Annotated in this window: 14 protein-coding genes; 5 read left to right on the forward strand and 9 right to left on the reverse strand. The window is 71.7% G+C overall.

Annotation, left to right across the window (positions count from 1 at the left end):
* Nucleotides 1-141: 141 nt before the first annotated feature.
* The 3 genes from VGO10_RS20880 (at nt 142) to VGO10_RS20890 (ending at nt 4,815) form a co-directional block, all read left to right on the forward strand.
* Nucleotides 142-1,374 carry a hypothetical protein gene (locus VGO10_RS20880; protein ID WP_327471936.1) on the forward strand — a complete coding sequence of 411 codons (1,233 nt, stop codon included), beginning with the start codon at nt 142-144 and terminating at the stop codon, nt 1,372-1,374.
* Between the two features lie 159 nt (nt 1,375-1,533).
* Entirely contained in the window at nt 1,534-3,138 is a 1,605-nt protein-coding gene (locus tag VGO10_RS20885; protein ID WP_327471937.1) for a hypothetical protein, read from the forward strand.
* Between the two features lie 39 nt (nt 3,139-3,177).
* Entirely contained in the window at nt 3,178-4,815 is a 1,638-nt protein-coding gene (locus VGO10_RS20890) for a histidine kinase (protein WP_327471938.1), read from the forward strand.
* On the opposite strand, the gene VGO10_RS20895 is transcribed toward VGO10_RS20890, so the two are convergent.
* Together VGO10_RS20895 and VGO10_RS20900 are read right to left on the reverse strand one after the other, a co-directional pair.
* Nucleotides 4,812-5,147 carry a hypothetical protein gene (locus VGO10_RS20895; protein WP_327471939.1) on the reverse strand — a complete coding sequence of 112 codons (336 nt, stop codon included), beginning with the start codon at nt 5,145-5,147 and terminating at the stop codon, nt 4,812-4,814. The two genes, VGO10_RS20890 and VGO10_RS20895, sit on opposite strands and share 4 nt — an antisense overlap.
* 107 nt (nt 5,148-5,254) lie before the next feature.
* The gene (locus VGO10_RS20900) at nt 5,255-5,506 is read right to left on the reverse strand and encodes a hypothetical protein (RefSeq protein WP_327471940.1); all 252 of its coding nucleotides are present in this window, start codon (nt 5,504-5,506) and stop codon (nt 5,255-5,257) included.
* A 150-nt stretch (nt 5,507-5,656) separates the two neighbouring features.
* Between VGO10_RS20900 and VGO10_RS20905 the strand changes: the two genes are divergently transcribed.
* On the forward strand, nt 5,657-6,547 hold the full coding sequence (locus tag VGO10_RS20905) for a hypothetical protein (protein WP_327471941.1): 891 nt from the start codon (nt 5,657-5,659) through the stop codon (nt 6,545-6,547).
* Here VGO10_RS20905 and pdxH read toward each other — a convergent pair.
* Genes pdxH through VGO10_RS20930 form a run of 5 tightly spaced genes read right to left on the reverse strand, consistent with a single transcriptional unit; the run spans nt 6,544 to nt 10,601 of the window.
* Entirely contained in the window at nt 6,544-7,206 is a 663-nt protein-coding gene (gene pdxH / locus VGO10_RS20910) for a pyridoxamine 5'-phosphate oxidase (protein ID WP_327471942.1), read from the reverse strand. The two genes, VGO10_RS20905 and pdxH, sit on opposite strands and share 4 nt — an antisense overlap.
* A 37-nt stretch (nt 7,207-7,243) precedes the next feature.
* Entirely contained in the window at nt 7,244-7,636 is a 393-nt protein-coding gene (locus tag VGO10_RS20915) for a response regulator (RefSeq protein WP_327471943.1), read from the reverse strand.
* A gap of 57 nt (nt 7,637-7,693) precedes the next feature.
* Entirely contained in the window at nt 7,694-8,872 is a 1,179-nt protein-coding gene (locus tag VGO10_RS20920; RefSeq protein WP_327471944.1) for an aminotransferase class I/II-fold pyridoxal phosphate-dependent enzyme, read from the reverse strand.
* On the reverse strand, nt 8,869-10,044 hold the full coding sequence (locus VGO10_RS20925; protein WP_327471945.1) for a low temperature requirement protein A: 1,176 nt from the start codon (nt 10,042-10,044) through the stop codon (nt 8,869-8,871). Before VGO10_RS20925 ends, VGO10_RS20920 begins: the two co-directional genes overlap by 4 nt.
* The gene (locus VGO10_RS20930) at nt 10,041-10,601 is read right to left on the reverse strand and encodes a GNAT family N-acetyltransferase (RefSeq protein ID WP_327471946.1); all 561 of its coding nucleotides are present in this window, start codon (nt 10,599-10,601) and stop codon (nt 10,041-10,043) included. Before VGO10_RS20930 ends, VGO10_RS20925 begins: the two co-directional genes overlap by 4 nt.
* 25 nt (nt 10,602-10,626) lie before the next feature.
* Between VGO10_RS20930 and VGO10_RS20935 the strand changes: the two genes are divergently transcribed.
* Nucleotides 10,627-10,833, forward strand: coding sequence for a hypothetical protein (locus VGO10_RS20935; RefSeq protein WP_327471947.1), 207 nt, complete (start codon nt 10,627-10,629; stop codon nt 10,831-10,833).
* Between the two features lie 67 nt (nt 10,834-10,900).
* On the opposite strand, the gene VGO10_RS20940 is transcribed toward VGO10_RS20935, so the two are convergent.
* Together VGO10_RS20940 and VGO10_RS20945 are read right to left on the reverse strand one after the other, a co-directional pair.
* Nucleotides 10,901-11,695 (reverse strand): thioesterase family protein, encoded by a 795-nt coding sequence (locus VGO10_RS20940; protein WP_327471948.1) that lies wholly within the window; start codon nt 11,693-11,695, stop codon nt 10,901-10,903.
* Nucleotides 11,692-12,099, reverse strand: a complete 408-nt coding sequence (locus VGO10_RS20945) for a DUF3052 domain-containing protein (RefSeq protein ID WP_327471949.1) — start codon at nt 12,097-12,099, stop codon at nt 11,692-11,694. Before VGO10_RS20945 ends, VGO10_RS20940 begins: the two co-directional genes overlap by 4 nt.
* Between the last annotated feature and the right edge of the window lie 7 nt (nt 12,100-12,106).

Raw genomic sequence — 12,106 nt, forward strand, 5'->3', positions numbered from 1 at the left:
GCGTGCACGGCGCACCTCTGCACGGCGATCGGCACCCTGCCAATTGGCAGGGTGTTCTCCCACGGACAGAGCCACACCGATTACGTTCGCATACCAGTCGGGGCGGCATCCCGCTGCCCCGGACCCGCAGGAGGAGAAAACATGTCGCAGGTCTTCGCGGCGCGTGGGGTCACGCGCCGCACCGGGGTGCTCATCGCCATCGCCATGACGGTGCTGTGCGCACTCGCACTGCAGCACACGGGCACCGCACGGGCCGACGGGCCAGGGGTGGGGACGCCCTGGGTCACGAGTGTGGGCGACTCCTACATCTCGGGCGAGGCCGGCCGCTGGGCCGGCAACTCCAACGTGAGCTCGTCCTACACCGACGCGCTCGGCTCCACCGCCTACTACGACAACGCCACCAACACGGCTGAGCAGATCCCGAACTGCCACCGGTCGCACTCGGCCGAGGTCTACATCGGCGGCGGCGTCAACGGCGTGAACTTCGCGTGCTCGGGTGCGAAGACCTCAACGGTCGCCGGCTCGGACTTCAAGCCCGGCCTGGACTTCTACTCCAGCGGCGCCAACCAGGGCCAGGCGCTGATGCTGCAGAACTTCGCCACCAGCCACAACGTGAAGATGATCTCGCTGTCGATCGGCGGCAACAACTTCAACTTCGCGTCGATCATCCAGACCTGCATCACGGACTGGCTGACCTCGCCGTCGTGGTGGCCGGACTACTGCAACGACGACTCGTCGGTGACGGCCAACTTCACGGCGGCCAACATCACCGCCCAGACCACGGCCATCAAGAACGGCATCCTCAACATCCGCCAGGCGATGACCAACGCCGGCTACACGGATGCCGGCTACAAGATCGTCGTCCAGGACTACGAGTCGCCGATCCCCAACGGCTCGGGCTTCCGCTACGCCGAGACGGGCTACACGCGCCAGAACACGGGCGGCTGCGGCTTCTGGAACAACGACGCGAACTGGGCCAACGCCACGGCGCTGCCCACGATCAACACCGCGGTCAAGAACGCGGCCACGGCCACGGGCCTGACCAACATCAAGATCCTCGAGCTGCAGTCGACCTTCAACGGCCGGCGGCTGTGCGAGAACACGGTCGGGCTGTTGGAGGAGAAGGGCCTGACGTCCTGGACGCAGTCCGGCGCCGTCGACAACACCGAGTGGGTCAACCAGATCCGCACGGTCTCGACGGTCTTCGGGCCCTACCAGGTCCAAGAGTCGCTGCACCCCAACTACTGGGGCCAGCTGGCGCTGCGCAACTGCGTGCGCCAGGCCTACAACGGCGGCACGATCAAGGGCGGCACGTGCAGTCGCACGGGCACCGGCCTGACGGGCGCGGGCGAGCCGGTCATGACGCTCAGCTAGACGATGGTCCACTCGCCGGTGCGGTGTGGGATGCCGCACCGGCGGGTAGTGGAACAGCCGCAGTCGTGGTTGGTCCACCAGCAAGGCAAGGCAGGGGTAGCGTTGAGCAGCTTCGGGTTCGGTCAGGCGGCGCGCAGCCGCGGACGAGTCGTCGCGGGAATGGCAGCGGCAGCGCTGTCGCTGCTCGCCACGACGAGCGCCCACGCGGCGCCGGCGTTCCATTGCGAGGCCAGCCCGCTGCGGGCGACGATCGCCGGTACGCAGACAGTCGAGCCCGTCGTCCAGGGTCGCAACGGCGACTGCGCTACGGGCGAGGCACTGCCCTCCGTCGCGCTGCCGCCGCTGCTGAACGCCTCGGCGCTCACCGCTCGGACCGTCGCCGACCCGACCGCCGGCCAGGGCTTTGCCACCGGCGCGATCGCCGGCCTCCAGGTCCTCCCCACCTCGGCCGTGCTCGACCAGGTGCTTGCGCCGATCAACCAGGCGATCGACGCGCTGCCACTGCAGCCGATCACGCTGCCCAACCCGTTGCCAGGCCTGCCCGGGTTGCCCACGATCACCGGCGTCACGCTCGACATCAAGAGCGCGGTCCGCGCCCTGCTGCCGACGACGTTCCCGGCACTGCTGTCGGCTGACGTGCTGCAGGCCAACGCGTCGGTCGGCTGTGCGGCGGGCGCTCCCGCGCTGGCGGGCTCCAGCACCATCGCCGGCGTCAAGCTGCTCGGCCAAGACGTCGGGCTGGACTCCGTCCTGACCACCGCCCTCCCGCTGCTCAACGGCCAGTCGATCTCGCTCGCCGACCTCGACCTGAGCAAGGTGCAGGTCTTCGACGGCCTCGGGCTGACGCCGATCACGGGCGTCGCGCTAACGCCCGTGATCGCGGCCATCAAGCCGCTGCTGGCCGCCCTGCCGCCGATCCCGCTGCCGCCCTCCGAGCTGCTCTCGTTCACGCTCACGCCCAACGAGCAACTCGCCGACGCCAACTCCCTGACACAGCGCGCGCTGCACGCATCGATCTCTCTGCTCGGCCGGCCGATCCTCGACGCCGTGCTCGGCGAGGCGAAGGTCGCCGCGGCCGCCGGGACGTGCGCGCCGCCCGCGCCCGCCGCCCCGGCGGCCAAGCCCGCGGCCAAGGGAGCCGTCGCCGGCCAGAGCGTGGCCGACCAGCTGCTCGCCTGCAGCGATCGCAAGCTGATCCTGGTCGACGTGCTCAAGCAAGACGGCCACGTCAAGTTGCTCGGCGCCGCCAACCGCAGCTACGTCGGGAAGCAGGTCGCCATCCGGCTGCGCGCCACCGGCAAGGTGGTCGCCCATGCGAAGGTCCGCAAGGACGGGTCCTTCCAGACCACAGCGCCGATCCCGGCCCGCGCCTACTTCGCCTCCCACGCCAAGGCCAACAGCGTCCGCTATCGCGCCGAGATCGGCAAGGAGCTCTCGCTGCCGCTCAAGCTCCAGCGGCGCCTGATCGTCTCGAGCCTCACCTCCAAGAAGGGCAAGGTGACGATCGCCGGTCGCGTGGTCCGGCCGCTCACGACGCCGGTGGCGACGATCCGCCTCGTGCGCCGTGTCTCCTGCCACAAGGTCGTGCTGGTCAAGCGCTTCAAGCCGCGCGCCGACGGCACGTTCAACGTGACGGTCAAGGCGCCCGCCGGCCAGGCCGCCGCGGTCTATCGCCTGGCCACGAGCGTCCGCGAGAAGCCCAGCAATCCGCGCAGCTACCCGACGTTCACGCTGCCGCGCGGCGTCGCGCTCGACACGCGCTGAGGCCCTGCTCGCGGGCCGCACGGCTACCATCCGCGGGCAGTGTCGACCGCCGCCGAAGCGCCCAAGGACCCGTCCAACTCCCGCGACCGCGACCTCCTGCGCCGCCTCGCCGCGGGCACGGCCGGCGTCGTCGGCGACGCGTTCTTAAGGGCGATGGTCCGCCACCTCGCCGCCGCCTACGGTGCCGAGTTGGCCTTCATCGGCGAGCATCTCCCGCCGCCCGCCACGGGCCGCGTGCGCGTGCTCGCCTCCTGGCAGAACGGCGTCGAGCTGCGCGAGGGCTATGAGTTCGACATGCACGACACCATGCCGTGCGCGACCGTCGAGCGCGAGGGTCTGCTCGTCCTGCCCGAGGGGACCTGCAAGGCCTATCCCGGTGACCGTTACGTCCGCGACTTCGGACTGGACTCCTACCTCGGCGTCGCACTTCCGGGCGCCGGCGACGAGCACGTCGCCTACGTCGCGCTGATGTCCTCGCAGCCGATCGATCCCGACGAGGACGAGCTCGCCGTCCTGCGGATCTTCGCCGCGCGCGCCGGCGCCGAGATCGAGCGCCGCCGCCATCAGGCAGCACTGCGCACGCGCGACGCCGAGGTCGCGGCGGCGCGTGCGCGTGTCCTTGATGCCGCCGACGGCGAGCGCCAGCGCATCGGCCGCGACCTCCACGACGGCGCCCAGCAGCGGATCGTCGCGCTCGGCCACCTGATCGGCATCGCGCGCCGCAAGCTGGGAGAGGACGTCCCCGCCGACGCGCTCGAGCTGCTGGACCGCGCCCACCAGGAGGCGCGGCTGGCGACCGATGAGCTGCGCGAACTGGCTCGTGGCCTGCACCCGGCCGGACTGACCGAGAAGGGCCTGGGCTCCGCGCTGGAGGCGCTGGCAGGTCGCTCGCCGATCCCGCTGCACATCGACGCGCTGCCCGAGCGGCGCCTGCCCGCGCCCGTCGAGCTGACCGCCTTCTACCTGGCGTCTGAGGGACTGACCAACGCGGTGAAGCACGCCAAGGCCGATGTCGTGCGCGTCACCGTGACCAACCGCCTCGGCGAGGCGTTCGTCACGATCACCGACGACGGCCGCGGCGGCGCCGCGATCGTCGATGGCGGCGGGCTGGCCGGCCTGAGCGACCGCGTGGCCGCGCTCGGCGGCTCGCTAGCGCTCGACAGCCCGCCGGGCGGTGGCACGGCGCTGACCGCAACGATCCCGCTCGCGCCGTGGCGCAGCGCGCATGAGCCGTTCCTCGAGTTCGGCCACGCGCAGGACGGCGGCCGCGGCGAGGCCAACATCCAGGCTGTGATCGCCGGAAACAGGACGCTGTCGGTCACGCTCTCGCGCGAGTGGGAGCTGGAGGGCGGCGTGCCGCGCATCGGGCAGCGGCTGCCGATCATGGACCACGTCGGACGGCGGCGGGCGACCGTCGAGGTCACGCAGGTCGCGTCGGTGCCGTTCCTGGAGATCGACGGCTCGTGGCTGGCGCCCGAGGAGGTCGGCGCCGAGACGCTGGAGGGCTGGCGCTCGGAGCGGCGCGGCTTCTACGCGACGATCCGCGACGAGGTGGCGCTGCTGCTCGGCGAGCCCGGCTGGCAGTTCACCGACGAGGAGCCGATGACGCTGCTCTGGTACCGCGCGGTGGCCGACGAGCGCGACGAGTTCACCGCAGGCGCGAACGCGGCCGACTAGATCGCCCGGTCGATGTCGGCGAGCGTCTCCTCGACGACCTCAGGCCGTTGGTGCAGCTTCTTCTGCGTGCGCGGGTCCATGACGGTGAACATCGCGCGGCGGTCGGCGACCGAGCGGCTCACGATGACGACCTGCTCGCCGGTCTCGAACGCGGCGCGCCCGATGCGCGTGGCGTGATCGACCGCGGGACCGGGTGTCGAGAAGACCATCGGCGCCAGGTGCGGCTCACCGGCGTGGTCGACGACGACGACCAAGTAGGACGGGTTGCCAGCGGCCTCGAGCTCAAGCCGCGACTGGTTGATGATGCGGACGTAGTCGAGGTCGGACGCCATCTTCATCCCCTTGGTCGGCCACGAGCTCGCGGCGCCGCAGTGTCAGACATCCCGATCGGACGTCTGTCCGCAGCGGCGCCGCGATACTCAGGTCTGCGAGCTCGTTGCTAGCTCGCGCGGCGGCGCGGGCCGCCGCGCTTGACGGGCGCCCACTTGGTGCCCTTGGCGAGCGCCTCGACGGCCTCGAGCTTGAGGCTGCGGGCAGCACCGAGGTCCTTGCGCAGGCGCTGCAGCGCCAGGCGCACAAGATCGCTCTGCGTCAGCTTGGTCTTGCCGGCGGCCGTCTCCAGCCAATTAATCTCGTCCCCACCGATCAGGTAAGAACGCTGCTTCAGTCCACTCGGTCGCTCTGTTGCCATGAGTAGGCCTCCTCCTTGGGGTTTGGACTGCGTCCCGCGTGTGTTCGCCGTCCCGTGACCAAATCCTTGCCTATAACTCGTACCTAGTGCAAGTGCTTGTCCGGACGAAGGTACTCGACATGATGACGTTGCGCGTGCAACCATCAGGAGATGCCCTCCTCTCCGGTCTCCCTCACGCACTTCAGCGACCCGCACTGCCCGTGGGCTTACTCGGCGTCTCCCGCCCACGCGGTGCTGCGCTGGCGCTTCGGTGCGCAACTCGACTGGCGACTCGTCCTCATCGGCTTGTCCGAAGGCCCCGACCGCTACATCAAGGCCGGTTACACACCAGCGCGCAGCGCTCAGGGCTACCGGAACTTCGGCCGCCGCTTCGGCATGCCGTTCGGCGGCCAGCCGCGCGAGCGCGCCACCGGTACCGGCTTGGCCTGTCGCCTGGTGATCGCCACGCGGGTGCACCAGCCCGAGCAGGAGTTCCTGGTCTTCCGTGCCCTGCAGCTCGCGCAGTTCACCTCCACGTTGCTGCTCGACACGCCCGAGGGCCTGCGCGCCGCGCTGGCGACGCTGGGCGACGGCGTCGCCGCCGACACCTTGATCACCGCGCTGGACAGCGAAGCGGTGCAGACCGCCTACCAGGCCGATCGCGCGGCCTCGCGGACGGCCGCCGGCTCGCCCACCGAGGCCCAGGGCCGCGAGGCCAACACCGACGGCGCCGTCCGCTACACCGCACCGTCGGTCATCTTCACCAGCGGCGAGGGGCGCAGCCTCGAGGTCGGCGGCTTCCAGCCGCTGGAGGCCTACGACACGGCGCTGGCCAACCTCGACGTCACGCTGGAGCGCCGCCCGCCGGCCGAGGATCCCGTCGATGTCCTGCGGGCCCTTCCCTACGCGCCGGTCACGCGCGAGGTCGCCGCGTGCATGACCTCCAACTTGGGCGAGCTCGACGAGGACGCCGCCGAGCGCGCGCTGATCGCCGCGGCCGGCGAGGGCGCGGTGCGCCGCGAGGCGATCGGCACCAGCGCACTCTGGCATCTGACGAGCTAGGGGGCGAGGCGCTCGGTGACCCACATGCCGTCGCCGGTCTGCCGGTAGCGCAGGCGATCGTGGAGGCGGTCGGGACGGCCCTGCCAGAACTCGACGACGTCGGGGGTGACGACGTAGCCGCCCCAGCTGTCGGGGCGCGGGACGTCGTCGGGGTAGCGCGCCTGCAGCGCGTCGCGCGCGGCCTCCAGCGCGGCGCGGTCGGCGACGACCTGTGACTGGGGGCTGGCCAGCGCGCCGATCTGCGAGCCGTGGGGTCGCGAGGCGAAGTAGGCGTCCGAAGCCGCGGGGTCGAGGCGGCGCGCGGGTCCGGTGAGTCGCACTTGGCGCTGCAGGTCGATCCACGGAAAGAGGATCGACGCGATCGGGTTGGCGGCCAGCTCGCGGCCCTTGTCGGAGTCGTAGTTGGTGAAGAACGTCAGGCCGTCGACGCTCAACCCCTTCAACAACACCGTCCGCAGGCTCGGGCGCCCCGCGGCGTCGGCCGTCGCGACCACCATCGCATTCGACTCCCGCACGCCGCCGGCGATCGCGTCGTCGAGCCAGCGCTCGAGCATCGTGCTCCACGTCGGGGCCAGATCGCCCTCGGCGAGGCCGCCGCGCTCGTAGCTGCGGCGCATCGCCGCCAGGCGCTGGTGGTCGGGGACCGTCGGCTCGGGCATCGCCCGCGAGCATAGGCCGCGCGGAGCGGTCCGGCCGCTACGGCGCGACGCGCGTGTTGCCGGCAGCCAGCAGCCGGCGCACCTGGCCGGTCAGCGCGTCGGGGTCCGGATCCTTGATGAAGAACGCGTCGGCGCCGGCGTGGCGCGCCAGGGTCCGGTCGCGCTCGTCGTCGAGGCCGGTGATCACCGCGATGCGCACGCCCGCCAAGGCCGTCTCGGCACGCAGGTTGCGGCAGGCGGCGATGCCGCTCTGGCCGGGCATGCGCCAGTCGAGCAGGATCGCGTCGGGACGCTCGCGCAGAGCGACCTCCACCGCGTCGGCTCCGCTCGCGCCCTCGACCACGCGGAACTGCTCGCCCTCGAGCACCGCGCGGGCATAGGCGCGGAAACCCGCGTCGTCGTCCACCACGAGGACCGTGGCCTCAGCCATGCACCTGAATCTAACGCGCTGGGCGCGCGCCGGGGGCGATTCGGCGCGCCGACCCCCTTAACGGGCGGCGTCGGCCAGGCGCCGCGCCGCCTCGGCGAGGTCTTCATTGGCCACCGCGAGCGAGAGCCGCGCCCAGCCCGCGCCTTGAGCGCCGAACCCCTCACCGGGTGCGACGCCGACGCGAGCCTCCGCGATCAAGCGCGCCGGTGTGAGCCCGTCGGGCAGCGGCCACCAGACGAAGAACGACCCCTGCGCGGGTGCCGGCGGCGCGCCGGCGGCGGTGAGCGCGTCGACCAGCAGGTCGCGGCGCGCACGGTAGATCTCGCGGCGCGCGGCGACGTCGGACTGGTCGGAGCGCAGCGCCGCGGCCAGCCCGCGCTGGATCCCGGTCCAGACCCCGGCGGCCATGTGGTCCATCAGCGTCTGGATCCGCGCGATGAGCCTCGCCGAGCCGACGGCGAAGCCGACGCGCCAGCCGGCCATCCCATAGATCTTGGAGGCCGACCACAGCTCGATCGCGACGTCGCGCGCGCCGGCAACCTCCAGGATCGAGCGTGCGCGGTGGCCGTCGAAGGCCAGGAAGCCGTAGGCCATGTCGTTGAGCAGCCAGGAGCCGCGCTCGTGGGCGAAGGCGACGGCAGCCTCGAAGGTCCCGGGCGCCGCGACGGCCCCGGTCGGGTTGGAGGGGTAGTTGAGGACGGTCAGCGCCGGGGAGGCAACGGCCGCGGCCGCCTCCTCGAAGTCCGGCTGAAAGCCGTTGGCAGCCCGCAGCGGCAGCGGGGTCACATGCGCCCCGGCTAGCGCGGCACCTGACAGGTAGTCCGGGTAGCCGGGGTCGGGAAGCAGGATCGTGTCGCCGTCACCGGCCGTGGCCAGGCAGGCGAGCATGATCCCCGTCTTGGTGCCGGGGATGACCGCGACCTCGCGCTCGGGGTCGAGCTCGATGCCGTGGTCGGCGCGGTAGCGCTCGACGATCGCGGCGCGCAGGTCGGCCTGGCCGCCGAACGGCGGATAGCCGTGCACCGCCGGCGTCGCGGTCTCCAGCGCGGCGGCTCGCAGCGCCGCGATCGCGTGGGCCGGCGGCGGGACGTCCGGGTTGCCGCGGCCGAGGTCGATGAACCGCACCCCGGGCGCAGCGGCCGCGCGCGCGGACTCCGCGAGGATCTGCGTGAAGAACTGCTCGGGCAGCCCGGCCAGGCGCGCGGGCGGCGGACGGTGGTCGTTGGGACCGCTCACGGCGCCAGCGCGTGGCGCAGGCGCTCGCGCGCCTCGTGGAAGCGGATGAACTCATAGGACAACAGGGCGACCATCAGCGCGGCGACGATCGCCATGGCCAGCAGCGCCGGGATCACCGTCGCCACCGGGATGAGCGCGAGCAGCACGACCGCCACCGCCAGGCGCGCCGTGTTGAGGGAGTGCACGTTGCGCAGCCGGAACGCGACGTGGGCGAGCAGGTACATCGCCACGCCACCGCAGAGGCCCACGGCGGGAACGGCCTCCAGCGCGTCGTCGACGTGGACCAGCGTCTTCTTGGCGCCGAGGGCGAACAGGATGATCCCGGCGATCATCGGCGCATGCAGGAAGGTGTAGGAGTCGCGCGCGATGCGCGCCCGCTCGGCACCCACGGCCCGCTGGAAGCGACGCGCAGCGACCAGCGCGACGACGTCGAAGTACGCCCACCACATCGCGAAGGCCACCGTGAGGCCGAGCACGACGGCGACGATCGTCCCGACGTCCAGCGCGTGACCCTCGGCGCCCGCACCAAGCGCGACGATCGACTCGCCCAAGGCGATGATGACGATCAACCCGTGGCGCTCGGCCATGTGGCCCGCGTCGACCCGCCAGCCGTCGACGCCGAAGACGAAGAGCCCGCCGATCTCGATCACGATCGCCAGGATCCAGCAGGCCGTGCGCACCGGGCCGTCGACGAGCCCGGCGAGCACCAGCAGCAGGGCGACCGGCAGCATCGACCGTGCCAGGCGGCGTACTACGAGGGCCAACTGCGGGTCGTCACGGCCGAGGATCGCGTAGGCGCCGATGTGCAGCGCCCGCACGATCGCGTAGGCGATCCCGAAGGCCAGCGCGTCCTGGCCGAACGCGCGCGGCATGGCGATCGCCACGATGAGCATCCCGCCGGCGGCGGCAAACAGCGTGACGCGAAACAGCCCCTCGTCGGTGCCCGCCGTGTTGCCCAGCCAGGCAAACGACGCCCACGCCCACCAGATCACGATGAGGATCGCCATCCCTTGGAGCAGGCGCATCCACTCGGGGTCAGCGGCGATGAAGCCGGTGACTTGCGTGATCGCAAAGACGAAGACGAGGTCGAAGAAGAGCTCCAGCGCGGTGACGCGCTGTTCGGGCTCGGCCTCCGGCGGCGCGCCCTCGGTGACGGCCATCGTCTCGGTCATGACGCCACGTGCTCGGGTCGCAGCGAGTAGGACACCAGGTTCCAGGTCCGGCCTTTGACAACGATCGGGGCCAGCGGAACGTCCTCGGCGACGAAGCCCGCGCGCTGGGCGACTTGCCGGCTGGCGGCGTTGTCGACGTCCACGTCGCAGGCGACGCGCGCCAGGTCCAGCGTGCGCAGCGCCCAGGGCGCGAGCAGCTTGACGGCGCGGACCGCGATCGCTCGCCCGCGTGCCCACGGCGCGACCCAGTACCCGATCTCGATGGTGCGTTGGGTCCAGTCGGGTCGCAGGAGGCCGGCGGTGCCGAGCAGCTTCGGGCGATCGCCCGCGTCGGCGATCACGAGGCTCAGCTGCTGCCCGGCCGCGGCGCGGGCAGGCGCGCCGGCGACCCAATCGCGGGCATCGTCCTCGCCGTAGGGCACCGGCACGAAGGTGAAGCGCTGGATGTCGGGGTCCTGGCAGGCCTCGGTGATCGCCGGCACGTCGGCCACGGTCGGCGCGCGCAGGCGGATGGTGTCGTCGGCGAGCTCGGGGTCCGGGAGCGGGAGCGGCGGCATCGGGTCTCGCTAGATTCGCAGACCGATGGCGACACCGCGCGAGGTGACGGTCAAGAAGCGCTGCTGCAAGAGCGACCCGCGCTGCAAGCGCTGCCCGGTCGTCGCCAAGCGGCTGAGCGCCGTCGGGATGGCACAGCGCACCGGCAGGCGCACCTACGTGATCGACGCGCCCAAGAAGGCGATCAAGCGCGCCCGGCGCTTCAAAGCGCGCAAGGTCAAGCTCGGCTCTTGAGGTCCGTGTCGAGGTATGGGTCACATGGACCCTTTGCTCGACACGGATCGGTCAGGTCCGCCGCCGCCTACCGCCGCGTGTCGACGAAGAGCGACTGCGCGGCGACGCCGATCCGGCCCTGCTCGTCGCGCAGGATCGAGGTCGACTGGCCGACGCCCGAGCGGTCGAGGTCGGTGCGGGCGTCGAGCGACACCCACTCTCCTACCGGCTCGCGGTGCAGGTGCACGGTCAAGTCCGTGTTGATGAACAAGTGCTCGCGGAAGTCCAGCGCGCGGCTGAGGCCATTGCCGAAGTCTGCGAACGCGACGGCGCGCTGCAGCGGCGACGGCTCCTCCCCCGCGACCACCGGCATCCGGAAGCGAAACCAGCCCAGGGCCGGCCCGCGGCCCCAGTCGCCGCGAACGAAGCGCAGCTCGATCGCCGTCAGATGAAAGCCCGCGGTCTCGCCGCCGCCGCTCCAGCTCTCGACCGCACCGTCCTGCGGGCCCGGAACCTCGGGCTCGGGCGCCGGAAGCGCTGCTTGGGGCAGTTCGACGTCGCCACGCCGCAGCAGGGTCGCGTTGGCGCGCAGGACCTCCGTGCCATCGAGCGTCGTCAGCCGCGCTTCAGCGAGCGCAAGCTTGCGGCCGCCGCGCGTCAGCCGCGCGCTCGCGAGCACCGGCTCCAGTGGGACCGCGCGCGGGAACTCGACCGCGAGCCGGACGCAGCGCATCGACCCCGGCGTCTCCAGCGCCTCGATCGCATGCGCCAGCAGCGCAGTCGGCGCGCCGCCGTGCAGCGATCCGGCGTCCCACGGGCCACGGGCGTGGATCGACGGGACGAACGCCTCGCCATCGCGGGTGAAGACGGCCTCGGTGGTCATCGCAGCTCCTTGCGGATCACGATCTTCAGCCCCGACCACGTCGCATCGATCGCGCAGACCTTCACATCGACCAGCCCGGTCGGCAGCACGACCTCGCGCACGACGTCCTCCGTGATGTTGGTGTCCATCTTCGCTGCCTTCTTCGGCCACGCCACCCAGACCATCCCATCCGGCGCGATCGCCGCCCGCAGGGCACCCAGCCGCCGCGCCAGCACCGCCCGCTCGGTGACGAACAAGATCACCATGTCCTTGCTCTCACCCAGGCGCGTCGTGACCACGACGCCCTCGGGCAGCTCACCGAGCGTCGCGTCGAAGCCCTCGGGCGCCGCCAGGATCGCCGCCTTCATCCCGGACTTGAAGCCGAGCTTCTGAACCAGCGAGGTTCCGGAGTAGCCGGCAGACATCGCCGAC

The organism is Baekduia sp. (assembly GCF_035996765.1).
GTDB lineage: Bacteria > Actinomycetota > Thermoleophilia > Solirubrobacterales > Solirubrobacteraceae > Baekduia.